This window comes from Pseudooceanicola profundi (genome assembly GCF_050897955.1).
Classification (GTDB): Bacteria; Pseudomonadota; Alphaproteobacteria; order Rhodobacterales; family Rhodobacteraceae; genus Pseudooceanicola.
The window spans coordinates 2,356,037-2,380,213 of the sequence record NZ_JBPAXZ010000001.1 but is presented as its reverse complement, the minus strand read 5'-3'; the positions used below and the strand labels follow the sequence as shown (position 1 = coordinate 2,380,213).

The following is a 24,177-nucleotide window of genomic DNA, read 5'->3' as shown; positions in this document are numbered from 1 at the left end:
CATGCGTGGCCCGCATAATATCTGGCGACTGATCCGCACCGGCGCGACGCTGGAGCGGACGGGTGCGATGAATGTGGTTCTGGATGCCTATGATGCGCCGCCGCTGCTTCGGATGGCCGCGCGGGTGCTTGGCTGGCCCTTCCAGTGGCTGGGGGCCAAGGGCGACCCGGCGATGCCACCTGCAACACGGGCGCTCACCGCTCTGGGCCCTGCCTATATCAAGTTCGGTCAGGTCCTTTCGACCCGGCCCGATCTGGTGGGCGAAGAGCTGGCCGTGCAGCTGCGCGTCCTTCAGGACCAGTTGCCCGCATTCGACACCGAAACCGCCAAACGTATGGTCGAGGCGGAACTGGAACGTCCGGTGGATGAGATATACAGCGCGTTTTCGGCGCCTGTGGCGGCTGCATCCATCGCGCAGGTTCACCGCGCCCGGCTGACCGATACCGGAGAGGAGGTCGCGGTCAAAGTGCTCCGCCCCGGCATCGAGCGGGCCTTTCGTCGCGATATCGACGCCTTCTATTTTGCCGCCTCGATGATCGAGCTCCTGTCGCCGGCCTCCCGCAGGCTGAAGCCCACTGACGTGATCAAGCATTTCGATGGCGTGGTACGCGGGGAGCTCGACCTGAGGCTGGAGGCGGCCTCTGCTTCTACCTTCGCGGCCAATACCGAGGGCGACGCGGGGTTCCGCCTGCCCAAGGTGCTTTGGCATCAGAGTGGCCGCCGGGTTATGACCATGACCTGGGCAGAGGGCGTATCGCTGGGCGATAACGTTGCGATTGATGCGATGGGCCTCAACCGGCACGAACTTGGTGCCCGTGTGCTGACGCTTTTCCTAAATCACGCTTTGCGCGACGGGTATTTTCACGCCGACATGCATCAGGGCAACCTCAAGGTCGCCGCGGACGGGACCATTCTTGCCTATGATTTCGGGATCATGGGTCATATCGACGAATATACCCGCCGCGTCTACGCCGAGATCCTCTATGGTTTTATCAAGCGCGATTACGACCGCGTCGCCAAGGTGCACTTTGAGGCCGGCTACGTGCCCGCAGACCGCGATGTGGACGAGTTCGCCCGGGCGCTGAGGGCCGTGGGCGAACCCATCTTCGGCATGGATGCCACCAAGATTTCCATGGGCCGGCTGCTGTCTTACCTGTTCGATGTCACCGAACGATTTGGCATGGAGACGCGGACGGAACTTATCCTGCTGCAGCGCACCATGGTTGTGGTGGAAGGGGTGGCGCGGTCACTTTCGCCGCAGCTGAACATATGGGAAGTCGCCCGCCCCGTGGTGGAGGATTACATCCGAAGAAGCCTCGGCCCGCGTGCGCTGGCCCGCGATCTGGGCAAAACGGCCGAGGTCCTGACCCGTTTCGGCCCGCGTCTGCCGGTGCTGGTGGAACGCGCGCTGGCCGAACAGGTGTCTGGGCGAACCGGCGTCCGAACCGGGCGCGATGTGCCGGGATGGCTGTATCTGCTTGTCGGCGCCACGCTGGGGATCGCCATTTCCGCACTTGTTCTAGCGCTCAGGATCGCCTCAGGCTAGCCAAGCCTGCGGCCTGGGTGAGACACCGGGCCATAATCTGCAGGCTGATGGCGGCAGCCTTTGACATGCCCGGCCAGTTACCTAATGTGAGGCCAAAGCCCGCCCAAAACGGGAGCGACGGAGACCTACTTGAAACGCCGCATACTGACATCGCTGGCCGCCCTCGGCATCGCCATGGCGCCAGCCGCGAATTCCGACACGCTCGTCACGCGCAAGACCAATGCCTATGGCCGCCCCGGCGGTCTGATCGACATGCCCACGGCGGAGATGGCGCCGGATGCACAATTGTCGACAACCATTTCCAGTTTTGCTGGTCAGACGCGGGGCACCCTGTCGTTTCAGATCACGCCGCGCCTGTCCGGTGCCTTCCGGTATTCGGAGCTGCGCAATATCTATGTGCCGGGCTTTGACGTCTATTACGACCGGTCCTTCGACTTGTCCTACCTTCTGGTGAAAGAGGGGCAGTACTGGCCTGCGGTCAAGATCGGGCTTCAGGATCTGGTCGGTACCGGCATTTATGGCGGCGAATTCATTGCCGCGACCAAGGGCTTTGCCGGCGGACGGCTCAGGGTGACGGGCGGCCTGGGCTGGGGGCGGCTCGGATCGCGGAACCCTATCGGATCAACCGGAGACCGGCCGACCGGCTTTCTGGGGCGTGGCGGGATCCCGAGCTACGACAAATGGTTTCGTGGTGACGTTGCAGCCTTCGGCGGTCTCAGTTTCGACGTGACACCCGACTTTGCGGTCATGGCCGAATATTCGTCAGACATTTATGCGCGGGAAACCACCGGACGCGGCCGCGCCTTCACACCGGAATCGCCCTGGAATATCGGCGCAACCTATCATGTTGCCCAGGGTTTCGACATCTCGGCCTACTATATGTACGGGTCCGAATTCGGACTGTCGCTGAAGTTTGCCACCAATCCCAAGACCGTCGGCAATCCGGGGACGGATAACGCGCCGCTTCCTGTCGCGGTGCGGAACCGCGCCGATATTGCCGACCTTGGCTGGTCCGTGGACGACAGCCGCCGCCGCTCCGCCGGCAAGTCGCTGACCGATCTTCTTGAACTGGAAAAACTCAAGGTACAGGCGCTGCGGATCGACAGCCAAAGCGCGCAGGTCGTTTTGCTGAACGACACTTACGACATCGAATCCATGGCTGTCGGGCGCACGGCACGGGCGATGACCCGGGTCCTGCCCGCCTCGGTCGAGACTTTCGTGATTACCCAGACCTACAAGGGTATTCCAATCGGGTCCGTCACGCTGAAACGCCGTGATATCGAGGCTCTGGAACATGCGCCGGCCTCCGCTATCCTGGATCGTGCCGTTTTCAGCGGCGGGATGGAGCAGGCAGGCGTTCTCAGCCCGGTCGAAGGCAGTTTCCCCCGCCTGAAGTGGAGCTTTGGCCCCTATGCCGGGCTGGGTTTCTTTGATCCCGGCTCCCCATTGCGGGCCGATGTCGGGCTCAGGCTGAAGGCGAGCTATAATTTTGCGCCGGGCTGGGTCGCGGAAGGTGCCGTTTCTGCCAGGGTGGCGGGAAATCTGGACGGTCTGGGGCGCGGCGGTGCCGGCGCCACGACAGGCGACGTGCCGGTCGTCAGAACGGATGGCGCCCGCTACCGTGAGGGCCACGACCCCGGTATCGATTATCTCACGCTGACCAAATACGGCCGCCATGGTGAAGACCTCTACAGTCGCCTGACGGTCGGGTATCTTGAGACCTCCTATGCCGGCATCTCCGGTGAGGTGCTGTGGAAACCGGCGACCAGCCGGCTGGCGCTCGGGATCGAGGCGAACTACGTCGCCAAGCGGGACTATGACCGGCTCTTCGGATTGCAGGATTACGACACCTTCACCGGCCATGCCTCTGCCTATTATGATATCGGGCACGGTTTTACCGGGCAGCTGGACGTCGGTCGCTACCTTGCGGGCGATTATGGTGCGACCCTGTCCATCGACCGCGAATTTGCCAATGGCTGGATCGTCGGTGCCTTTGCCTCCAAGACCAACATCTCCTCCGAAGCCTTCGGCGAGGGGTCCTTTGACAAGGGCTTCCGGATCAGCATCCCGCTGTCCTGGGCGCTTGGAACGGCAAATCGCAATACAGCGGATCTCGACGTGTCGTCGCTCACGCGTGACGGGGCTGCCAAAGTCGAAGTCCGCGGCCGGCTATATGACGAGATCCGCGATGCTCATCAGCCAGAAATGGCCAAAAGCTGGGGAAAATTCTGGCGATGAAACGAACCCTTGGTGCCGGACGCAGCTGCATCTGCCTCGGCCTGATATCGATGCTTTCGGCCTGCGGTAACGGCGCCAAAGACCTGCCGATCGTGATGATGGGCCAGCTGCTGGCGGATAAGGCCGAAGGGCTGGCGGCCGAGCCTGCCGCGATCATTCCGCCGGAAGAGGTCGCCCGGCGCGCCCTGGCGGCCACAGACCGGCCGGTCTTGATGGTGAAATTCGAAGACGATCCACAAGCGCGCGTCCTGTTCGAGATTCAGTCGAATGGCAACTATGTCGTCTGGGGCGCGCCGGACCGCAGGACGCTGACCACCTATCGCGGTGTTCTGGCAGAAACCCGTGGTCTGAAGCAGGATATGATGGCGTCGGATGTCGCTGCACTGGCAACGACGCTGACAAGCGGGGCATCCGGGCCCGTGTCGCACAAGCAAACTTATCTGACGCCGGAATATGTCACCCAGACCGTCACGGCCAGCTGCACCGTCACAGCGGGACCGGGCGGCGCCCTGTCCGAGTCCTGTCGCGATGGCGAGACGTCTTTTGAGAATAGCTACAGCCTGGGATCGCGTGGCGAGATCCGATCTGCCCGGCAGTGGGTGTCCCCGCTGGTCGGCTACATCACCATAACGCGGCTGCGCTGATCCCGCTTACGGCAGCCAAATGATCGGTCAAAAGAAAAACGGCGGCGCAATAAGCACCGCCGTTTTTCATGAAATTTACAGACGATCAGGTGTCCGGAGTGGACGTGGTGCTGTCGTCGGATGCTGCAACGCCAAGAACCACGGCAAAGCCAACGATACCGGCAGTTGCTGCGGTCGCGCCGGTCATGCCGAACATGCCGTTTTGCTGCTGGGTCGAAACGTAGGGGTTGGCAACCGAGTTGTCGGCGGCGGCCGGCAGAGCGGCGGCTGCTGCAACGGCGGCGGCAGCGAAGATTGCAGTCGTTTTCATAAGTAACTCCGTAGATTTAGGGCAGTTAGCCCGACATTCCGATTAAGTTATCGCACAGATTTTCCGCTGCCCAAAGGCCTATTGTTAAACATGTCGACTAATGCGCCATTTTTGCCCAATCCGCGGCAATTGCCTGCAGTTCTCTCTATTTTATAGCGGATTTCCGCTGCCAACTGCGCCGCCAAGCAAAATATCAAACTCTTGTCAAAGTCCGATGGACGACTCAAAGGCACGCATCTCGGCCTGCATGCCAGCCGGGCTGTGGCCGTGATCCTGTGACAGGGACCACCAGGCATAGACGGCATGGCGCAGATGATAGAACGGCCTGAGCTGGATGAACCGGCCGATGAGATCTGGCTGGGCATACCTTGAGAGGAAACATCTTATCTCGCCATCAGTCGGGACTTGGCCGCGCCCTCGAAGCTGCATGGCGGGCGACAGGAACAGCGCGATGTCCTCGCAGGGATCGCCTGCGGCCGGACATTGCCAGTCAATCAGCCGAAGCCCGTGCCGGGTCGACAGAATGTTCGTCACAACCGGATCGCCATGTATGAGCCTGGGATCATCCGTTGCGGGCACAGGCGGCAGCGCAAGAGCGAGGTCGGTAAGGTGGCGGACAGGATCAGGGATCGGCAGGCCCACGGCCTCGGCAATGGCAGCCGTCTGCGCGAGGATCCTTTGCGACCCGCCTGAGGACAGGCTAAGGCCTTGGGGGGCGGATATATCATGCAGGGTTCGCAAAAGGTCCGCCGCTGCCGAGGTCCCGGTATGCCAGTGCTGGCCCGGCAGGTAGTGATAGACCACAATCGCCCCCGCATCCGATTGCGTCATCGCAATCGGGTCAGGGGCAACCCCGTGGCCTTTGAGCATGTTGAGAACCCGGAATTCCGCCTCCGCGTTATTGTCAAACATCGGGTTTGCTGGCCGAGAATATAGTTTCACGACAAACGGGCCCGACTCGGTCTCGCAAAGCCAAAGTCGGTTGGTCAGGCCGCCCGGCAAAGCTGACCAGGTTGTGGGTCGGATTGCCATGTCCGCAACCGCTTCAACCAGCAGATGCGGAACGCCTGAACATGACTTACTGAATTTGGAAATTTTGACGGAGCCCATACAATTTGAATACGAAGCTGTCGCCGATATCTCAAGCTTCAGGCGGAGCCCGGCTGGCGAAGCCCCAAAACCATATCGGCCATGACACCGTCTCCACTTTCCAGGATCAGGATCGTTCCTTCGACGCTCCGTCGCGCTTCCGCAATTTCGGCGTAGGATGCCACGGGCTCGACCGACAGAACCTCGCCGTTGCTACTTGTTTCCAGCTCAAATTCGTAGGTGCCATCAGGGGCGATTTCATCGGTAAGTGTCCGACCGTCCCATTCGATGCTGTCAGCTGTCAGCGGTACATCCTCGCGCAAGACAACCTCACCGTTTGAATCGCGTACGATCAGCACGGCGCTGTCTGCAGCCGTTGGAATGCCCGGCCTCAGGGTGACGGGCGTTCCGTCAAAATCCACCGGCGTGTAAACGAGAGCCTCCATCCCGACCCACCCGGCAAGGTCAGACATGCCTGACAGCTGGATCTGGTTGATCAGTGCCTCAAGATGGTTGTTGGTCAGGACTTGCTGTTCGACGGAACTGAACGTCGCCAGTTGCACGGCGTAATCCGCTGAATCTACAGGATTGAGGGGGTCCTGGTTCTGAAGCTGCGTCGACAGCATCGTCAGAAAGGTTTCGAAATCCGAACTGAGAACTGCTTGGTTCTGTATTGCGCCGGAGGTGGCTGCGGTCCGGGCACTACTTACCTGTGCGACGTCCATCTAAATGTCCTTTCAATCAAAGTCTGATGTCAATTCTGTCGATATCTCCCGCTTCGCGGCCAGGCTGGGACCGCTGGCCGGACGGCTGATCGGACGCAAAGGGCACGCTTTCCGGCTCACCCGCGTCTCGATTCGACGCAGCTTCTTGGTCTTGTCCCGGATTTTTGGAATACCTGTTGTCTTCAAAGGAAAAATCGACACTCTCGAATCCCATCCCGAGATACTGACGCTCCAAGTGACCAATGTGGCGGCGCAGCATGTCCATCGTTTCGGACCGTTCCGCCGCGACGACGATATTCAACGTGGCATCGCCTGTTGTCATACTGAAGCGCACACGACCGAGCTCCTCTGGATTAAGCGAAATTTCGACCGGGAGCTTTCCCGGCGGAGGAAGTTGTTGCGACACCTGTTCGAGAACACGGTGAGACAAAGCCTGGTTCTGCGCGGTCAACTGGGCCCGGACCGTCCCGGGATCGCGCGTCGCCGCAGGTTCAGAAAAATGGGGAATTATTTCGGAATCCGACCCGGGCGCATTTGCTTTGACTTGGTCCGATATTTTTGCAGCCGGAACATCGGAAACCTGAGCCTGTGCGTCGTTCTGAGGCAGAGCCGGTCCCGCTGAAACTGTCGCCACCGGTTTTCGGGTCATGGATACGGATGCCTGCGTTTCGACAGGTTCGTCACGGGAAATGAATTTTTCGGGTGTCTTGGTTTCGGGCGCCGGAGTAGGTGACGATGCTTTCATTCCGGCGACAACGGGATGTGCCCCACGCGCGGCGATCTGCACATCATTTCGCTGCTCGATTGCGGTTGTAGGCGCGGTGACAGGCAGATCTCGCGGGCGCGGTTCTATGTCGTAGCCATTGGTCGACTTGTGCCCAGCGATTTGGCCTGGCTTTTCTGCATTGGTCCGATGCGACAGATTGGAGGGCGCACCTGGCTCATTCGGCGGCCGCTTGTCACCTACGTACTTTGTCGTTGCCAGGCTCTCCGGTGTACCTGACCCCGAGGCGGCCGCGTCGCCAAAAACGCGCTCGACAGTTGCTTTACTTACCATAGTTGGTGCGTCGGCCTGATCGGTCACGCGTTCGGGCACGCGCGCCCTTACCGAGATATCAAACGCAATTTCGACCACGGTTTTGTAATGGGTGGGTACCTTTTTTGGGGTGTCGATCACTGCGCCGGCCGGCACCGGATCCTGTCCACGGGGATTTGACGGCTCAGCCTGCGGAAGCGGATCGGGTTGGATCGGGCGTGCTGTTCCCGCGGGTTGTGCAATTGCATTTCCATGGGGAAGCGGTTCCGACGGTACCGTCGGAGCGTCACTCGCCAGTTTTGGGCCAGCATTCGCGACCGACGTCGGCACTTCCGCGGCGCTGGCGGATTGCAACAGATCCCGTCGCGGCGGTTGGGTTACACTGGCCGGGCGCAGCTCTTCATGGTGACTTTCTTTCTTTTCGATATGTTCTGACGCATCTGAATTTCGTTGGGAAAATTCGGGCACCGGAATTTCTGTCTGCGTACCCTTCAAGACAGCGGCGCCAGGCTGAACGGTTTTGCGTTCCTCAATCGGCGCCGAAGCCTCGATAGGTCTGGAGAGACGTTGCGTCCGGTCCTGAAGGTGCGGCTCCCTTACTTTCGGCGGCGGCGCTTCGTCGGGGCGGTCGGTCACGAGATCCGACACCTGTCGAGGTCTGGCGGTTTTTGCACTCTCCCTTTCTTTCAACGGCCTCTTGTCGAAACCCTTGTCGACGTCCGGGAAAGGCATTTTTTGCTTTGACACGCCCTCTTCGCCTGGCCGACCCATTTTCGAGCCGACCGAATCTTGTTGTCCCGATACCTCTGATTGCCGCGGGACGGGAAGAGCCGACATCTCAGAAGCCCGTTCAAGTCGGGCGCTTTCGGGCGCTGCCGACGAGGGCGCAGCAGAAATCGTGTCAGGTAGTGTTTTCATATTCCTGGCTGACTTCAGCGATACGGACTGGGTTTCTGAATTTGACCCGGGAGTTTCTGCGTCAGTTTTCCTTGCTGTTTCGATTTCCTTCTTACCATCGGTAGCCATTCCGACATCCTGCCCGGCATGACTATTGGACGGGAACGGGACCGGCATAAGCGATCTACCGTCTGGTACGCCGACGGGCCGTTTCTCACTGAGCGTGGAGGCCTTTGGTCCCGGAACCGCCGTTGGCAAAACCGGGTCCCGCTCCGGGAGGACACTTTGTCGCAAAGGTGCAGCGTTCGGCGGCTGGCGGGTCGCCGTTGGCACGAGCATGTGCATGTCGGACTGTCGGGCCCCCCGATCCCGATGGCCCTTAGTTCCGTCGGCGGCGCCATTTTCGAAGGGTTCGAAAGCGCCAATCTGTCTTAGCGTTGGCGAGGAAGACACAAACCGCACGTCGCGTTCTACAGTATCACGAGCGGGAGCAGCGATATCGCCTTCGCTGGGCTGATAGGTCTGTGGGTTCGGGACAACAAAGGGTTCAGGGACCACTACCGGCCCGGCTGGTTGAGGTGCGGCTTTCCGGCTCTGCTCCGGCAATAAAGGCAAGGCTACACGCGACCGGTGGTCCGGGCCCCCCGTCGTCCGCGGGTGCACGTCAAACTGCGGATCGTCGGGGTCCGGTTGCACTTCCCTTTTCAGGTTCGATTTTTTGTCTGGATCTGGCTCGGCGACCCGCCCTGTGGCCAGAGATGACGCGCTACTGACCTCCCCCTCTTGCCCGCCTTCTCTGTCGAAATCGGCACCGGACGGGTCTTCAGCGACAACAGGTGAGTCTATGGTCCCTCTATCTTCAACAAGGCTGCCCTGATCCAAAAATATCGAATAGAAACTTCTGGTTCCCGGAACTCGGCTTTCTTGAGCGAGCGAAGTATCGTTCCTTCGCAACGCGAAGTCCGTAGGATTAATTAATTTTGACGGCTCTGGCAGCATCGCGTTTCCTGGGAATTCTTCCGAGGCTGACCTTATCTTGGGGATAGTTACTTATCCTTTACCGCTCGGGCGCGAATATACCTCGAAATCTTTTGATTTTTTCAGCATCCGAATCGGAGGTCTGTATGGATCCGTCACTCCCGCCTATTTCTTTAAATGCCATCAAAGGAAGGCACCCTGCGCCTTCGGACATGCGACAGGCTGCAATTGACCTTGAAGCCTCATTCCTGTCCGAAATGTTGAAACATGCCGGTCTTGGTCGGTCACGCGGTGCTTTCGGCGGTGGCCCCGGCGAAGATCAGTTTGCAGCGATGCTGTGTGACTATCAGGCTCAGGCCATGGCAGAGGCTGGCGGAATCGGCCTCGCAGAACAATTTTACCGTTCAATTTCCAATACTTAATCTATCTATTGAAGAGATTTTTATGACACTTTCGAATGAACGAAATATTATGAAAGAGCTCGACGCGCTGTTGGATCGGGAACGGCTGGCGCTGCTTGAGGGGGATTTTTCCGGGATATCCGATCTTGTGTCCGACAAGGAGCACCTGCTTGAAGAGCTGGGACGTCTCCAGCGGCCGGACCGTAAAATCCTTAATATTCTTCAAGAAAAAGCGAAGAGAAATCACCTGCTGCTGGAAAACGCCATGCAGGGAATACGGTCTGTAGCGGATCGTTTTGAGGCCATGCGCAACATCCGCGAAGCGCTTGAAACATATGACGGTTCTGGGCGGAAGACCTTGCTGCCGGCTCCTGCCGAAAGTCGCGTCGAAAAGCGTGCCTGAACAAATGAAAACGAATGCGTGAGATTTGGCGCCGAGAATTAGGAAAGCATTAGCATCTTTGCTGCAGTTTGGCCTCGCATCCTGCTTGGATGGCGCAGTCCGGTCGGTTCCGGACTTGTAGACGTCAGAACGACAGACTGAACCGCCTCCTTTTGGGGGGCGCGATATGCAACGGGCGCAAAGCGCCCAACAACTCAGGAATTATGCATGTCCAGCATTCTGACGAACAACAGCGCGATGGTTGCGCTGCAGACGCTCAAATCGGTCAACAAATCCATGACCGAAACACAAAGCCAAATCTCAACCGGCAAAAGGGTTGCAAACGCCAAAGACAATTCTGCTGTCTGGGCTATCTCAAAGGTCATGGAGTCGGACGTCAAAGGCTTCAAAGCGATCAGTGAAAGCCTTTCCCTCGGTGAGTCGACCGTGGCTGTTGCGGCCAATGCCTCTGAAACAGTGACCGAACTCCTTCAGGACATGAAGGGCAAGATTATTTCGGCGAATGAAAGCAACGTCGACCGAAACAAGCTTCAAACTGACATCGATGCTCTTACCGACCAGATCAAATCAGTCGTTGGCGCAGCTCAGTTCAACGGTTTGAACCTTCTGTCCGGCTCCGAAGATGTGAACGTTCTTTCCTCACTGGACCGGGCTGGTGACGGGGCGGTGTCCTCCTCCGATATCAGCGTCACGCGTCAGGATATGACCTATGATGCAGGTGTCATGGGCACGGGGTCTACCCTGGCCGGTAACCTTGCCGCGACGCTCGGGTCTAACAGCCTCGCCGGAGTCGCAGGTACGGAATTTTCCAGTGCGGGCAACACGATGACCATTCAGTTGGCCGCTGTAACCTCGACCTCCTCCAGCACCTACAATCTTCAGGTCGCTGGTGAAACGGTGACCTACACGTCTGTCGCCAGTGGCGCGACAGCAGACACAGTTGCCGCCGGGATTACCGCTGCCCTGAACGCGGCGGGGATTGAAGATATCGCTGCCGAAGTTCTCACCGACACGATCACGATCACCTCGACGTCCAAATTCGACGATGTTGAGGTTAATCTGACGACGTCGGATACGACGGCAACTGCCGCCGTCAACGGTGGTGCCGCATCCGCAGCCGGGGCGGGGTTCACTGGCGAAAGCATTGCCGCCAGGGCATCTGAGGTCGCATTCTCGGCGACGGCTGGCGTTTCCGAAGGCGATGGGTATCGCGTCACGATCGACGGCGCCAACTACGATTACATCGCGGGCAAAAACGAAACTTTTGAAGATGTTGCCAAGGGCCTTAAGACCGTAATCGACGGTGCCGCCGTCGAAGGTATTTCCACCAATGTGACTTATGATGAGACAACTGATCAGTATACTTTGCAACTTGACAACGACGGCGCAGATGTCGGCCTCACCGTCGATGGCAATGCTGATGGTGTGGCCACGGGCGGCCTGGCAGGTCTCGACAAACTCGACGTGACAACCGACGAAGGCGCAGTTGCCGCCCTCCAGAATATCGAAACCTATATTGATAGCTCTATCGATGCTGCTGCTTCGTTTGGTTCGGTGCAGGGTCGGATCGAAACACAGGCTGAGTTCATCGGCAAATTGACTGATAGTCTCAAGTCCGGGATCGGGTCTCTTGTTGATGCCAATATGGAAGAAGTATCGGCCCGCCTACAGGCACTTCAGGTCCAACAACAGTTGGCCGTTCAGGCGATGTCCATCGCGAACCAGGCTCCGCAATCGCTTCTGTCGCTCTTCCGTTAATAGTGTTTTGAGTCGGGCCGCATAACGCGGCCCGTCATCAAAAGCACGGATTCACCCATTTGGAAGGACAGAATGTGACTGCTCAGACATTGGCGCAACGCGCCTATCGCCAGACCGCTGCACCGACGAGAACCGCCCGCAGTACGGAGTACGAAGTTATGGCGCGCGTGACGCACCGCTTGATTTCGGCGGCCAAACAGGGTCGTAGAGGTTTTCCGGATTTATGCCATGCCCTTCACGACAACCGAAAACTGTGGACACTGCTGGCCGCAGACGTGATGGACAAAAAAAATAAGCTACCCAGTGACTTGCGGACGCAGATTGTTAGTCTTGCGGACTTCACCAGAGTTCACAGCGGCAAGGTTTTGCGAAAGCAGGCGAATGTAGCTCCGCTCGTTGAAATCAACACTGCGATCATGCGGGGTTTGACGAGCGAAAAGACGATCCAGTCGCTGCCAAGTGCAGTAAGGGAGGAGTAATGGGTGGGCTCATTCTGAAACTCGGACCCAAAGAACGTGTATTGATCAATGGAGCAGTGATTGAGAATGGCGATCGCAGATCGCGCCTCGCCATAATGACGCCGAATGTGAATATTCTTCGGCTTCGAGATGCCATCCATCCGAATGATGCAAATACCCCCGTGCGCCGCGTCTGTTATTTGGCACAATTGGTCTTGACAGGTGATTCCGAAGCGAAAGATGCAGAATTCCAACTCCTTCGAAGAATAGAGGAGTTGAGCCAGATATTGACGGATCAGGATAGCCGTCGTTTGCTTGCTGATGCGTCACATGCAGTATTACAAGAGCAGCATTATCAGTGCCTTAAATCTTTGAAAATGCTGCTCCCACGCGAGGAGCGCCTTCTTGCGGCTCGCGCGTCATGAGTTTTTTGCCCGTCAGCGTCGGTACCGGGATTCAGGCCTGGGTTGTTTTGAACAAGACAATGGAGGATCAAAGCAAGACATTCAATAAATCACCACAAATTCAACGTGATACTGAATATTTTGAAGAACGTATTAATGGAATCCAGACGGCCGAGGAACTGGTGTCTGACCGTCGGCTGCTACGGGTTGCCCTTGGCGCATTCGGGCTACAAGATGACATTAACAACCGGGCTTTTATTCAGAAAATTCTCGAAGGAGGATCGATTGAAGATGATGCCCTTGCGAACCGCCTGACAGATGACCGTTATAGAGCTTTGTCAGCCGCCTTTGGATTTGGTGATTTTGACATACCCAGAACCAAAATTTCTGACTTTGGGCCCAAAATAACTGAGAAATTTCGTCGGCAACAATTCGAAGTCGCGGTCGGGAATTCAGACCAGAACTTGAGGCTGGCGCTAAACGCTGAGCGTGGCTTGGCAGACATGGCGGAAAGCAATGTAAGTGAGAATGTACGGTGGCTTCGTATTATGGGAAATCCACCACTTAGAGAAGTCATGGAAGTTGCGCTCGGCCTTCCATCGAGTTTTTCTCAACTTGACATAGAACAACAACTCGATGTTTTTCGGGAACGAGCGGAACGGGAAATGGGAAGTCGCGATGTTTTACAATTTAGTGATTCCGATGTCCGTGAAAAACTAATCCAAAAATTTCTGATACGAGCTCAACTTGAAGAATTTCAGGTCGCATCTGGCGGGCAGATCTCAATATCATTGTTGCAATCTGCGGCCGACTTTGCCTATTCTTTGAAGAATACGTAAAATATTTTCTATTTTTTGACTACCGTGGACACTGAACGCCGCTCTTCGGGGTCCTCCGCACCCGTTTTGGCGCCAGCTCTCCTCAAAATCAGGTTCAGACGTTGAAACGAATTGGAAATTGTTTGGTTGGACGTATCAGATATAAAGACCTCTAGGTCGCCCGAAACTGAAACGGCTGCATCCAGATCGCTGTCGGTGCCGGGCGTGTAAAGACCCGCACGGATCATCATTTCATTCCGGGAATATAGACCCAGAAGACGGCGCGCTTCGGAGATAGATTTATTTTCGGGTATGCTTGCGGCAGACGGCAGGCTTCGCGACACGGATCTGAGGACATCAATTGCCGGATATCGACCACGTTCGGCAATACTCCGGTCCATCACGACGTGTCCGTCCAGAACGCCGCGCAGGATATCTGCGACCGGCTCATCCATATCCGACCCAGCGACAAGAACAGAAAACACGGCGGAAATGGCTCCAGCTCCCTCTGGTCCGGGCCCGGCTCTTTCGCACAGTTGCATGATCAGATGCGACGTGGAGGCGGGATATCCTCTGAGCGACGGAAGTTCCCCACCGGCGACGGCGACTTCGCGGTGGGCGTCAGCGAACCTGGTTATGCTATCTGCAAGAAATAGAACGTCCCGCCCGGTGTCGCGAAAATATTCGGCGATGCTCATGGCGGACCAGGCGCATCGCCTCCTCATCAGCGGAGATTGATCGGAAGTTGCAGCCACTACGATCGACCGCCTCATACCCTCCGGGCCTAACGTGTCTGACACAAAATCTCTTAGTTCGCGACCACGTTCACCAATCAAGGCTATGACAACGACGTCGGCTTCGATATTGCGCGCGAACTGCGACAAGAGGCTGGATTTCCCGACGCCAGAGCCGGCAAAAAGCCCGATACGCTGCCCTTCTACAAACGGAAGGATTGTGTTGAAGACGGCAACACCGGTTTCCAGCCGCCGACCAAGCCTGTTGCGGCGTCCTGGCGCAGGCGGTTGATTTCGGAGCGGAATTTCTTTCTGTCCACGCATCAATGGCCTGCCGTCAAGCGGAGCGCCATAGGGATCAACGACGCGTCCGATCCAGCCTTCATCGGGCGCAATCTGGGCCGGCCCAAGCAGCGTCACCCTGTCCCCAAGCGCAAGGCCTTCGGTGTGTTCGTCCGGCAGCACTGTCACGCCTTCCGCATCGATTTTGATGACTTCGCCTCCCAAAGGCGGCTTAGACCCGCGCGTTATCCGCAGCTGATCACCCATCCGCGCATGATGACCCAGACCCGATACGCGCAGGAGTGCGCCTTCGATACTGTGAATCCTCCCGATCTGGCGCACTGAGGAGAGCGCCGCGATTTCAGCTCGTAACCCTTCAAACCCATTCTCGCGCATGATCCGACTCCCTGACAGCTCAGGAACGGTTTCTAAAGGAATCGCGGTTAAACCTTGGTTGAAACAACATGAGGGAGAAGCCCCATTGTTCCAGGATTTGCAAATTTTTCAAACGGCCGGCCGGTTGGCGCAGCACTCCGCCGCACGACAGGCAATTATCGCAGAGAATATCGCAAATGCCGATACTCCAGGATACAAAGCTCGCGATATTTCACCCTTTTCTGACGATGACGCAAATTATTCGGCCGATCATTCAATGCGTCAAACCCGATCCGGGCATCTCGATTCCATAGGTTCACTCCGATTATTTACCGATAAGCTCTACGAAAGCGCGGATGTTAATCCTAATGGAAACTCCGTTTCTCTCGAAGAGCAAATGGTCATGGCGATTGATGTAAAACGTCGACACGACCGCGCTTTGGCTATCTACCGCAGCGGGTTGAACATTTTGCACAGTTCTTTGGGTCGTCGGTAGAAATTCAATGTCTGATTTTACAAACTCTCTGGCACTGTCGGCGAACGGGCTGAAAGCCCAGGCGCAAAGGTTGCGCCTCGTGTCCGAAAATATCGCGAATGCCGACACTCCGGGATACCGGCGGAAAGTTGTCACGTTTGAAAACGTGGCTGCCGCTGGCGGCGTAGGGGCAAAGGTGCAGGCAGGTCCTGTCATTTTGGACCAGTCTCCCCTGGATCGGATTTTCGATCCAAGCAGCCCTATCGCCGACGAAGACGGTCACTATGACGGCTCAAATGTCGATCTCGTGATCGAAGTGGCTGACGCTCGCGAAGCGCAGCGCAGTTATGAAGCAAACCTGAAGATGTTCGATCAGGCGCAGCAAATGTCTGCTTCCCTGCTCGATCTGCTCCGTCGTTAAGGAGATCCAGAATGGATTTGAATGCCCAAAACGTAATCCGGAAGTACCAATCCTCCCGCAATGCGACCGACCCTATTCCCGGAAGCGGTGCGGGAGGTGCGGCCGGACAAGCAATATCAGATTTCGCCGAGACGCTGCGAGCGACTGAAGAGCAGTCCAAAGCATCCATGACTGGCAATGTAGACCCGCATGCGCTGGTCCTTGCATTATCGCAAACTGAGCTTGCAGTTGAAACCGCTGTGACTATTCGAAACAAGGTGGTCGAGGCATATCAGGAAATCCTTCGAATGCCGGTTTGATCCGTGAACAAATTACTATTCTTCGATATTCTCCAGCAAGGGCTCTGGGTGGCCACAATCACTTCGGCCCCTATCCTTGCCGTCGCTTTAGTAGTTGGATTGGCTATTGGTCTATTCCAGGCGCTGACGTCAATTCAAGAAATGACACTGACATTTGTGCCGAAAATCCTTGCTATTGTTGTCGTGTTCTGGTCGACGATGAACTTTATGGCCGAAACTCTGGTGTCATATTTCCAAGGCACACTTGTTCCCTACATAATAGGTTCTTGAAATGGATAATGCGGGTTATGTTGTACTGACGCGACAGTCTGGCCTCATGAATGAAATGAGGATAGTCGCAAACAATATTTCAAACAGTTCGACTTCAGGCTTTCGTCAAGAAGGTGCAATATTTTCCGAATATGTCAAAAAATCAGACAATGCTCCGTTTCTATCGATGGCGCTCGCGAATGTTGGCCATACCTCTTTTCTGCAAGGGAGCCTTACCAAGACAGAAAATCCGCTCGACTTTGCGATAGACGGAGACGGCTTTTTTCAAGTCGAAACGCCTGACGGGCCCCGGCTGACGCGGGCGGGTGGGTTCTCCCTTTCGGCGGAAGGAGACCTGGTCACACATGACGGAAACAGAGTCCTTGATTCCGGGGGCGCACCGATTGCTGTTCCGGTCGGTTACGCGAGCCTACATGTGGCGGGCGATGGCACGATGTCGGCAGACGGACAGCCGTTTGCGCAAATCGGTGTGGTCAACCCTGTCGACAATGACGTCGTCCGGCAAGGCGGTGTCCTCCTTGAGGCAACCAACGGAACAGAACCGGTTGAGATACCAAGGGTCCTGCAGGGTTTCTCTGAAAACTCCAACGTGGACACGATCGGTCAGATCGCTCGGATGATCGAAGTTCAGAGGGCCTATGAAATGGGTCAGAGCTTTCTGGAAAATGAACATCAGCGTATCCGAAATATGCTGTCCACTATTGTGAAATGAGGCGTCAAAATGAGGGCACTAAAAATAGCGGCAACAGGAATGGCTGCGCAGCAGATGCGGGTAGAAACGATTTCGAACAACCTGTCTAATATGTCCACAACCGGCTACAATCCCAGGCGCGCTGAGTTTGCCGACCTTCATTATCAACAGGTTGCGCGGGCCGGGACAATAAATGCGGCCAATGGTGCCGTCCTTCCGACCGGAATTCAACTTGGGCTTGGCGTGCGCCCTGCTGCTGTCTCTATTCAATTGAGTCAAGGCGCCCTTTCTCAATCCGGTGGTGATCTGGATATCGCGATTGAGGGGCGGGGCTACCTAGAGATTGTGTTGCCTTCCGGAGACCCGGCATACACCCGTGACGGCGCTTTAAAACGCAATGGAGAAGGGTTGATCGTGAACTCAGATGGTTTTCCTGTTGCGCCAGAAATTGTCATACCGGCGGATGCCAGGTCGATTTCTATCAATCCCGACGGCGAGGTTTTTGCTTATTTCGAGAACGACGCAGCAGGTCAAATTCTTGGTCAATTCAACCTGGTAGGATTTACCAACCCGAAAGGGCTGGAAGCGATTGGATCAAATCTTTTCCGAGAAACTGAAGCTTCGGGCCCCTCCAATATTGGTACGCCCGGCCTCAATGGATTGGGAACGGTGCGCCAAGGTTATCTGGAAGACAGTTCTGTAGATGCGGTGCGCGAAATCACGGAGCTGATCGAAGCGCAGCGTGGCTATGAATTGAATGCAAAAGTCATTTCTGCTGCGGATCAAATGCTCGGAGCCACCACTCAGATCAGGTAAGCCATGGTTCGCGTCATTTTGATCTTGTGCATTCTTTTATCTGGCCCCGTCCGTGCGGAAATAATCGTTGCCGCCAGGACAATTCGGCCAAATACACCGCTGGCGGCCTCTGATCTGACCGCAGTCGAAGGGCATGCTCCTGGCGCATTTACAGCATTGTCGGAAATTGTGGGAAATGAATCTCGGACGGTTCTCTATGCCGGCCATCCGATCCTGCCCGCAGATGTCGGCCCCCTCGCCGTTATCGACAGAAATGAGCTCGTTCGCCTGGCCTATACCTCCAATGGGATAACGATTGTGACTGAGGGCCGGGCACTCAGCCGGGCGGGGATCGACGAGTTTGTCCGGGTCATGAACCTTTCATCCAGGACGACGGTCAGTGGGCGTGTTCTGCCTGACGGATCAGTTGCCGTAGGCCCTTAAGTCGCACTGCGAGGAGGCAAAAATGAAATGGATGATTCCTGTTTTTCTGTTCCTGCTCGGGTGCACGACCTCTGATCGGCTGGGTGAACCGCCTGGCTTCACACCCGTTGCGGACAATCAGGAGCGACTGGCGATGTTATCTCCGACAGAAGAGTTTCAGACATCGGGCGTCGATGCCATCCCGGGGGCATCTTTGTGGAATTTTAACCGGCAGTCCCTTTTGGGCGACAGACGTGCCATGCGCAGGGGCGATATTTTAACGGTCCTTGTCGAAATCGACGACAAAGCCGAAATCAGCAATACCTCTGCAAGATCTCGCAGCGCCGATCAGAGCCTTTCTCTTCCACAATTTTTTGGAATTCCGCAGCGGATAGACGCCCGTCTGCCTGATGGGGCAAGTCTGGATAATGCTGTGTCGATCGGATCCTCCAGCGACGCCAACGGCGCCGGCTCAGTCCGGAGGAATGAAAAACTTACCCTGCGTGTCGCGGCAACAATCACCAATATTCTCCCGAATGGCGTTCTGGAAATTCAGGGTTCGCAGGAGGTACGGGTGAACTACGAGTTGAGGGAGCTGATTGTATCCGGGTTTGTCAGACCCGAAGATATTTCCCGGCAGAACAGCATCACCTACGACAAAATCGCCTCCGCCCGCGTGTCCTATGGCGGTCGTGGTCAGATCACCGACATGCAACAGCCGAGACTGGGGCAGCAGGTCGTCGATGCCATTCTGCCTTTCTGAAGGTTCCCTATCTTATGAAAAAAATTCTTCCTTTTCTTATGATACCGATTGCTATCGCCCTTGGCGGCGGACTTGGAATATTTTTTCGGCCGGAACCGCCGGTTGAGACTGCCTCCGCTCCCTGTGGCGATATGAACGGCGCGGCCGCGTCCGATAGAGCGCCAGCGGAAGCTCCAGAGCCGGATCTGGAGGACAGGGAATACGTAAAACTTAATAATCAGTTTGTCGTCCCTGTGGTGAAAGGTGACGATATCGCCTCTCTCGTCGTTCTTTCACTTAGCCTTGAGGTTAAAAAGGATACTCAGGACACGGCCCTGATACACGAACCAAAGCTTCGGGATGTGTTCCTGCAGGAGCTGTTCGACTTTGCGCATGAGGGTGGGTTCGATGGCGCCTATACGCGTTCGACGTCCCTGGATGTGTTACGCGACTCTCTGATGAGAGTCGGGTCGAGAGTACTTGGCGATGATCTTCTGGATGTCCTGATCACGGATATTGCACGGCAGGATTATTGAGGTCTTTCAAGGCATTCCAGATGCCGCGCCGAGCCACCAAAATCAGGATCCGCGACGCAGGTCTTGGGCGGAGACCTTTGCCAAGCCAACCAACCGAAGGGTGCAAAAAGACAGATTCCAGCCGCCCGGACCGGAAGACCGAACGCTCAGATATCGAGCGTGTTATCTTTTTCCCATTGCGAAAAATGGGACACGTAGCTGGTCCATTCCTGATGTTTCATCCGGATATAGGCGGCGGAAAATTCATCTCCCAGCGCCTGTTTCAGATCGGTGTCCGCATCAAAGGTGCGCAGCGCATCAAGCAGGTTCAACGGCAATTTGGGCGCGTCTTTGACCGTATGGCCTTCGGCATACATATCAATGTCGTACCGCGGCCCGGGATCGGCCTTGGCCCGGATGCCCGAAAGGCCCGCTGCAATAATGGCGGCCTGCAGAAGATATGGGTTCGCGGCGCCGTCCGGCAGCCTCAGCTCGAACCGCCCGGGTCCGGGGACACGCACCATGTGCGTGCGGTTGTTCCCGGTCCAGGTCACGGTGTTCGGCGCCCAGGTCGCCCCGGACAGGGTGCGGGGCGCATTGATGCGCTTGTAGCTGTTCACGGTCGGATTGGTGATCGCCGCAAGCGCACTGGCATGTGTCATGATCCCGCCCAGAAAGGTACGGCCCCGGTCGGACAGGCCCAGTTCCCGGCTCTCATCCGCAAAGACATTTGTCTTGCCCTTCATATCCCAGACCGAGACATGGGCATGGCAGCCATTGCCGGTCAGCCCTTCGATGGGTTTGGGCATGAAGGTGGCGCGCAGACCGTGTTTTTCAGCGACGGATTTGACCATGAATTTGAAAAACGAATGGCGGTCGGCGGTGACGAGGGCATCTGCAAACTCCCAGTTCATTTCGAACTGCCCGTTGGCGTCTTCGTGGTCGTTCTGATACGGCCCCCACCCAAGATCCATCATGTAGTCGCAGATTTCGGCGATGACGTCATAACGACGCATGACGGCCTGCTGATCGTAGCAGGGTTTGTCAGCCGTATCCGCGGGGTCCGAAATCCGGGATCCGTCCGGCGTCAGAAGAAAGAACTCCGCCTCGATACCGGTTTTGACGCGCAGCCCTTCTGCGGTTGCCTCGGCCACCTGGCGGCGCAGCACATTGCGCGGCGCCTGCTGGACGTCCTCGCCCTCCATGACGCAGTCGGCCGCGACCCAGGCGACCTCCGGTTTCCAGGGCAGCTGGATCACCGTCTCCGGGTCCGGCATGGCCAGCATATCGGGGTGGGCCGGCGTCATATCCAGATATGTGGCAAAACCGGCAAAACCTGCGCCGTCCTCGACCATATCCGCGATCGCCGCAGCCGGCACCAGTTTGGCCCGCTGACCGCCAAAAAGGTCGGTGAAGGAGATCATGAAATATTTGACGCCATTCTTTTTTGCGAAAGCCGTGAGGTCGGTCATATGTCAGTCCCTGTTCTTTGGTTTTGCTCGGCCTGAATGCGGCCTTTCCAGTTCGGCGCTGTCAGACAAACGCCCGTATTAGAACCCACCCTTGCCGGGCCACCAGTCCGTGCCAGCCAGCGGCACCTGGGTCATTGCGGCGGCCTCCATCGTCAAGGCGCAAAGATCCTCCGGTTCCAGATTGTGCACGTGACTTTTGCCGCAGGCACGGGCAATCGTCTGGCATTCCAGTGTCATCACGTTGAGATAGTTGCGCAGGCGACGCCCGCCCTCGACCGGATCGAGGCGGCTCATCAGCTCCGGATCCTGCGTTGTGATGCCGGCGGGGTCGCGCCCTTCGTGCCAGTCGTCATAGGCACCGGCGGTGGTTCCCAGTTTCTGGTACTCGGCTTCCCACCTGGGGTCGTTGTCACCCAGCGCGATCAGCGCGGCCGTGCCGATGGCGACCGCATCGGCGCCAAGCGCCAGCGCCTTGGCGACGTCTGCGCCATTTCGGATCCCGCCGGACACGACCAGCTGGACCTCTCGATGCAGGCCAAGGTCCTGCAAGGCGCGGACGGCGGGGCGGATACAGGCAAGGGTTGGCTGTCCGACATGTTCGATGAACACGTCCTGCGTCGCGGCCGTACCACCCTGCATCCCGTCCAGCACCACCACATCGGCGCCGGCCTTTACGGCCAGGGCGGTGTCGTAATAGGGCCGCGCGCCACCGACCTTGATGTAGATTGGCTTTTCCCAGCCCGTGATCTCGCGCAGTTCGAGGATCTTGATCTCCAGATCGTCCGGGCCGGTCCAGTCGGGATGACGGCAGGCGGATCGCTGGTCGATGCCCACGGGCAGGTCCCGCATTCCGGCCACACGCTCGGTGATTTTCTGACCCAGAAGCATCCCGCCGCCGCCCGGCTTGGCGCCCTGACCGACGACAACCTCAATCGCGTCGGCACGGCGCAGGTCGTCGGGGTTCATGCCATAGCGCGACGGCAGGTATTGATAGACAAGCTTTTCGGAATGACCACGCTCTTCTTCCGTCATGCCCCCATCGCCGGTTGTGGTCGAGGTCCCGGCCATCGTGGCGCCCCGCCCCAGCGCTTCTTTGGCATTGCCGGACAGCGCGCCAAACGACATGCCGGCGATCGTGATCGGTATCTTCAGTTCGATCGGTTTCTTGGCGAACCGCGTGCCGAGGGTGACCGAGGTATCGCATTTTTCACGATAACCCTCCAGCGGGTAGCGCGACATGGAGGCGCCCAGAAACAGCAGGTCATCGAAATGCGGCAGTCGCCGTTTCGACCCGCCGCCGCGGATATCGTAGATGCCGGTATCTGCGGCGCGCCGGATTTCTGACGTCACTTCGCGAGAGAAGGTCCAGCTTTGACGGGGCTCTGTTCTCGACGTGCTCATCAGTAGGCATCCGCATGATCAATGTTGAAATTATACAGGGTCCGGGCCGACCCATAGCGCCGGAATTCCTCGGGCTTTGCCTCCGCCCCCGCGCGGTCCAGCAGATCGCGCAGCGTTTCGAGGTGTTCCGGCCGCATCTCTTTTTCGATGCAGTCCGCGCCAAGAGATTTCACCGTTCCGCGGACAAACAGCCGCGCCTCGTACAGGGAATCGCCCAGTGCGTCGCCCGCATCCCCCAGAACAACCAGATTGCCCTTCTGCGCCATAAACGCCGACATGTGCCCGATACTGCCATGAACAACGATGTCGATGCCTTTCATGGAAATCCCGCAGCGGGACGAGGCATTGCCCTTGATGACAAGCAGCCCGCCGTGTCCTGTGGCGCCGGCATACTGGCTGGCGTCTCCGTCGATGATCACGGTGCCGGACATCATGTTTTCGGCAACACCGGGCCCGGCGGATCCTTCGATATGCACTGTGGCTTGTTTGTTCATCCCGGCACTATAATATCCCGTCGATCCTTTGACAGTGACCTCGATCGGGGCGTCCAGACCCACGGCGACCGCATGGGCGCCGCGCGGATTTTCGATCACCCAGCTGGTCTGGTTGGTTTCGGCGGTCTGCGCCTGAAGCGTGGTGTTGACCTCCCGGAGGGGGATCGTCGCCATATCCATCGTCTGCATGTTCAGCGTTCCCAGAAATAGACGGTCGCGGGCTCCGGTTCCCAGATACGCGCGGTGTCGATGCCGGGCAGGCCGGCAAAGGCGCGGTATTCGGATCCAAATGCGACGTAGTCATCGGTTTCGGCCAGGACGGCTGGTTTGCAGGCAATCGGGTCGCGGACAACGCCAAAGCCGTTTCTTGTGCCGGTGACGAAGGTAAAAAAACCGTCCAGATCGCGCAGGGTCCCTTCCAGCGCTTCGCCCAGGCTGTCGCCCTTGGCAATGCGCGACGAGATATAGGTCGCACCCACTTCGGTGTCGTTTTCCGTCCGGGTCAAAAAGCCTTCTCGTGCCAGTTTGCGGCGCATCTGATTGTGGTTGGACAAAGACCCGTTATGCACAAGGCACTGGTCCTCGGCCGTGGAAAACGGATGCGCGCCAAGCGTTGTCACAGCGCTTTCGGTGGCCATACGGGTGTGACCAATCCCATGCGATCCTGCCATGCCGCGAATGCCGAACCTGTCGGCTACGTCGCGCGGCAGGCCGACCTCCTTAAAGATCTCCATTCGCGTGCCACTCCCCATCAGTCGAAGACCCCGGCGGTCAATCGCGGCACGCAGCGCGGGTTCGGCGGCGCGGGGCGCTGTAATCACGGCATGGGTGTCGACCACCTGGATCGTCACCGACGCAGCGACGTCAGAGGATAAAGCCGCATCCAGCCCGTCGAAATCCACATCCGGCGTGTCGGACTGCACTGTCATTTTGATGCCGTCCACCGGATCGCCGTAAATCGCTATACCCGCGCTGTCGGGTCCCCGGTCGGTCATCGTGATCAGCATATCCGCAAGCATATCGCCGAGCTTTGGCGAAAGTTCTTGATTTTTCAGGAATAACCCGACGACGCCGCACATGGCA

At 57.5% G+C, this 24,177-nt stretch carries 27 protein-coding genes; 18 read left to right on the top strand and 9 right to left on the bottom strand.

Annotation, left to right across the window (positions count from 1 at the left end; all coding sequences use genetic code 11):
• Window position 1 precedes the first annotated feature (1 nt).
• The 3 genes from ubiB to ACRARG_RS11925 all read left to right on the top strand — a co-directional run bounded on the left by ubiB (window position 2) and on the right by ACRARG_RS11925 (window position 4,428).
• Complete coding sequence (ubiB, locus tag ACRARG_RS11935) at window positions 2-1,546, top strand: 2-polyprenylphenol 6-hydroxylase (RefSeq protein ID WP_432690232.1); 1,545 nt, start codon at window positions 2-4, stop codon at window positions 1,544-1,546.
• A 129-nt stretch (window positions 1,547-1,675) separates the two neighbouring features.
• A complete protein-coding gene (locus tag ACRARG_RS11930) occupies window positions 1,676-3,784 on the top strand; it encodes a YjbH domain-containing protein (RefSeq protein ID WP_432690231.1) in 2,109 nt (702 codons plus the stop codon).
• Complete coding sequence (locus ACRARG_RS11925; protein ID WP_432690230.1) at window positions 3,781-4,428, top strand: YjbF family lipoprotein; 648 nt, start codon at window positions 3,781-3,783, stop codon at window positions 4,426-4,428. The genes ACRARG_RS11930 and ACRARG_RS11925 overlap by 4 nt, the downstream gene beginning before the upstream one ends.
• Window positions 4,429-4,513: 85 nt before the next feature.
• Here ACRARG_RS11925 and ACRARG_RS11920 read toward each other — a convergent pair whose 3' ends face one another.
• From ACRARG_RS11920 to ACRARG_RS11905, 4 genes are all read right to left on the bottom strand, one after another.
• Entirely contained in the window at window positions 4,514-4,738 is a 225-nt protein-coding gene (locus tag ACRARG_RS11920; protein WP_432690229.1) for a hypothetical protein, read from the bottom strand.
• A 204-nt stretch (window positions 4,739-4,942) separates the two neighbouring features.
• Window positions 4,943-5,770 (bottom strand): phosphotransferase, encoded by an 828-nt coding sequence (locus ACRARG_RS11915; RefSeq protein WP_432690228.1) that lies wholly within the window; start codon window positions 5,768-5,770, stop codon window positions 4,943-4,945.
• 116 nt (window positions 5,771-5,886) lie between these two features.
• On the bottom strand, window positions 5,887-6,552 hold the full coding sequence (locus tag ACRARG_RS11910) for a flagellar hook capping FlgD N-terminal domain-containing protein (protein WP_432690227.1): 666 nt from the start codon (window positions 6,550-6,552) through the stop codon (window positions 5,887-5,889).
• 16 nt (window positions 6,553-6,568) lie between these two features.
• The gene (locus ACRARG_RS11905; protein WP_432690226.1) at window positions 6,569-8,614 is read right to left on the bottom strand and encodes a flagellar hook-length control protein FliK; all 2,046 of its coding nucleotides are present in this window, start codon (window positions 8,612-8,614) and stop codon (window positions 6,569-6,571) included.
• 995 nt (window positions 8,615-9,609) lie between these two features.
• Between ACRARG_RS11905 and ACRARG_RS11900 the strand changes: the two genes are divergently transcribed.
• From ACRARG_RS11900 to ACRARG_RS11875, 6 genes are all read left to right on the top strand, one after another.
• Window positions 9,610-9,885, top strand: coding sequence for a rod-binding protein (locus tag ACRARG_RS11900; protein ID WP_432690225.1), 276 nt, complete (start codon window positions 9,610-9,612; stop codon window positions 9,883-9,885).
• A gap of 49 nt (window positions 9,886-9,934) precedes the next feature.
• Entirely contained in the window at window positions 9,935-10,267 is a 333-nt protein-coding gene (locus tag ACRARG_RS11895; protein ID WP_432690224.1) for a flagellar biosynthesis protein FlgN, read from the top strand.
• A gap of 207 nt (window positions 10,268-10,474) precedes the next feature.
• Complete coding sequence (locus tag ACRARG_RS11890; RefSeq protein WP_432690223.1) at window positions 10,475-12,025, top strand: flagellin N-terminal helical domain-containing protein; 1,551 nt, start codon at window positions 10,475-10,477, stop codon at window positions 12,023-12,025.
• Between the two features lie 74 nt (window positions 12,026-12,099).
• A complete protein-coding gene (gene flaF, locus ACRARG_RS11885; protein WP_432690222.1) occupies window positions 12,100-12,504 on the top strand; it encodes a flagellar biosynthesis regulator FlaF in 405 nt (134 codons plus the stop codon).
• Window positions 12,504-12,908 (top strand): flagellar biosynthesis repressor FlbT, encoded by a 405-nt coding sequence (flbT, locus tag ACRARG_RS11880; RefSeq protein WP_432690221.1) that lies wholly within the window; start codon window positions 12,504-12,506, stop codon window positions 12,906-12,908. The genes flaF and flbT overlap by 1 nt, the downstream gene beginning before the upstream one ends.
• Window positions 12,905-13,726, top strand: a complete 822-nt coding sequence (locus ACRARG_RS11875; RefSeq protein ID WP_432690220.1) for a DUF1217 domain-containing protein — start codon at window positions 12,905-12,907, stop codon at window positions 13,724-13,726. The genes flbT and ACRARG_RS11875 overlap by 4 nt, the downstream gene beginning before the upstream one ends.
• An 8-nt stretch (window positions 13,727-13,734) precedes the next feature.
• On the opposite strand, the gene ACRARG_RS11870 is transcribed toward ACRARG_RS11875, so the two are convergent.
• Entirely contained in the window at window positions 13,735-15,117 is a 1,383-nt protein-coding gene (locus tag ACRARG_RS11870; protein WP_432690219.1) for a FliI/YscN family ATPase, read from the bottom strand.
• On the opposite strand from ACRARG_RS11870, the gene ACRARG_RS11865 reads away from it, so the two are divergent.
• The 9 genes from ACRARG_RS11865 to ACRARG_RS11825 are packed head-to-tail and all read left to right on the top strand — an operon-like array spanning window position 15,116 to window position 19,748.
• Window positions 15,116-15,592 (top strand): FlgB family protein, encoded by a 477-nt coding sequence (locus ACRARG_RS11865; RefSeq protein ID WP_432690218.1) that lies wholly within the window; start codon window positions 15,116-15,118, stop codon window positions 15,590-15,592. The genes ACRARG_RS11870 and ACRARG_RS11865 overlap by 2 nt on opposite strands.
• A 7-nt stretch (window positions 15,593-15,599) precedes the next feature.
• A complete protein-coding gene (gene flgC / locus ACRARG_RS11860; protein ID WP_432690217.1) occupies window positions 15,600-15,992 on the top strand; it encodes a flagellar basal body rod protein FlgC in 393 nt (130 codons plus the stop codon).
• Between the two features lie 11 nt (window positions 15,993-16,003).
• Window positions 16,004-16,291, top strand: coding sequence for a flagellar hook-basal body complex protein FliE (gene fliE, locus ACRARG_RS11855; RefSeq protein ID WP_432690216.1), 288 nt, complete (start codon window positions 16,004-16,006; stop codon window positions 16,289-16,291).
• A 3-nt stretch (window positions 16,292-16,294) separates the two neighbouring features.
• Window positions 16,295-16,561: a flagellar biosynthetic protein FliQ gene (locus ACRARG_RS11850; protein WP_432690215.1), complete on the top strand. Its 267-nt coding sequence runs from the start codon at window positions 16,295-16,297 to the stop codon at window positions 16,559-16,561.
• Window position 16,562: 1 nt separating this feature from the next.
• Window positions 16,563-17,273, top strand: coding sequence for a flagellar hook-basal body complex protein (locus ACRARG_RS11845; protein ID WP_432690214.1), 711 nt, complete (start codon window positions 16,563-16,565; stop codon window positions 17,271-17,273).
• A gap of 9 nt (window positions 17,274-17,282) precedes the next feature.
• Complete coding sequence (gene flgG, locus ACRARG_RS11840) at window positions 17,283-18,068, top strand: flagellar basal-body rod protein FlgG (RefSeq protein ID WP_432690213.1); 786 nt, start codon at window positions 17,283-17,285, stop codon at window positions 18,066-18,068.
• A gap of 3 nt (window positions 18,069-18,071) precedes the next feature.
• Window positions 18,072-18,491, top strand: coding sequence for a flagellar basal body P-ring formation chaperone FlgA (flgA, locus tag ACRARG_RS11835; RefSeq protein ID WP_432690212.1), 420 nt, complete (start codon window positions 18,072-18,074; stop codon window positions 18,489-18,491).
• A 22-nt stretch (window positions 18,492-18,513) separates the two neighbouring features.
• A complete protein-coding gene (gene flgH / locus ACRARG_RS11830) occupies window positions 18,514-19,233 on the top strand; it encodes a flagellar basal body L-ring protein FlgH (RefSeq protein WP_432690211.1) in 720 nt (239 codons plus the stop codon).
• Between the two features lie 14 nt (window positions 19,234-19,247).
• Window positions 19,248-19,748, top strand: a complete 501-nt coding sequence (locus tag ACRARG_RS11825) for a flagellar basal body-associated protein FliL (protein ID WP_432690210.1) — start codon at window positions 19,248-19,250, stop codon at window positions 19,746-19,748.
• A 146-nt stretch (window positions 19,749-19,894) separates the two neighbouring features.
• Here the strand turns inward: ACRARG_RS11825 and glnT are convergent, their stop codons facing one another.
• The 4 genes from glnT to ACRARG_RS11805 all read right to left on the bottom strand — a co-directional run bounded on the left by glnT (window position 19,895) and on the right by ACRARG_RS11805 (window position 24,173).
• The gene (gene glnT / locus ACRARG_RS11820; RefSeq protein WP_432690209.1) at window positions 19,895-21,199 is read right to left on the bottom strand and encodes a type III glutamate--ammonia ligase; all 1,305 of its coding nucleotides are present in this window, start codon (window positions 21,197-21,199) and stop codon (window positions 19,895-19,897) included.
• A gap of 78 nt (window positions 21,200-21,277) precedes the next feature.
• Window positions 21,278-22,600 carry an FMN-binding glutamate synthase family protein gene (locus ACRARG_RS11815; protein ID WP_432690208.1) on the bottom strand — a complete coding sequence of 441 codons (1,323 nt, stop codon included), beginning with the start codon at window positions 22,598-22,600 and terminating at the stop codon, window positions 21,278-21,280.
• Window positions 22,600-23,283: a GltB/FmdC/FwdC-like GXGXG domain-containing protein gene (locus ACRARG_RS11810; protein ID WP_432690207.1), complete on the bottom strand. Its 684-nt coding sequence runs from the start codon at window positions 23,281-23,283 to the stop codon at window positions 22,600-22,602. The genes ACRARG_RS11815 and ACRARG_RS11810 overlap by 1 nt, the downstream gene beginning before the upstream one ends.
• A 2-nt stretch (window positions 23,284-23,285) precedes the next feature.
• Window positions 23,286-24,173: a class II glutamine amidotransferase gene (locus ACRARG_RS11805; RefSeq protein WP_432690206.1), complete on the bottom strand. Its 888-nt coding sequence runs from the start codon at window positions 24,171-24,173 to the stop codon at window positions 23,286-23,288.
• Between the last annotated feature and the right edge of the window lie 4 nt (window positions 24,174-24,177).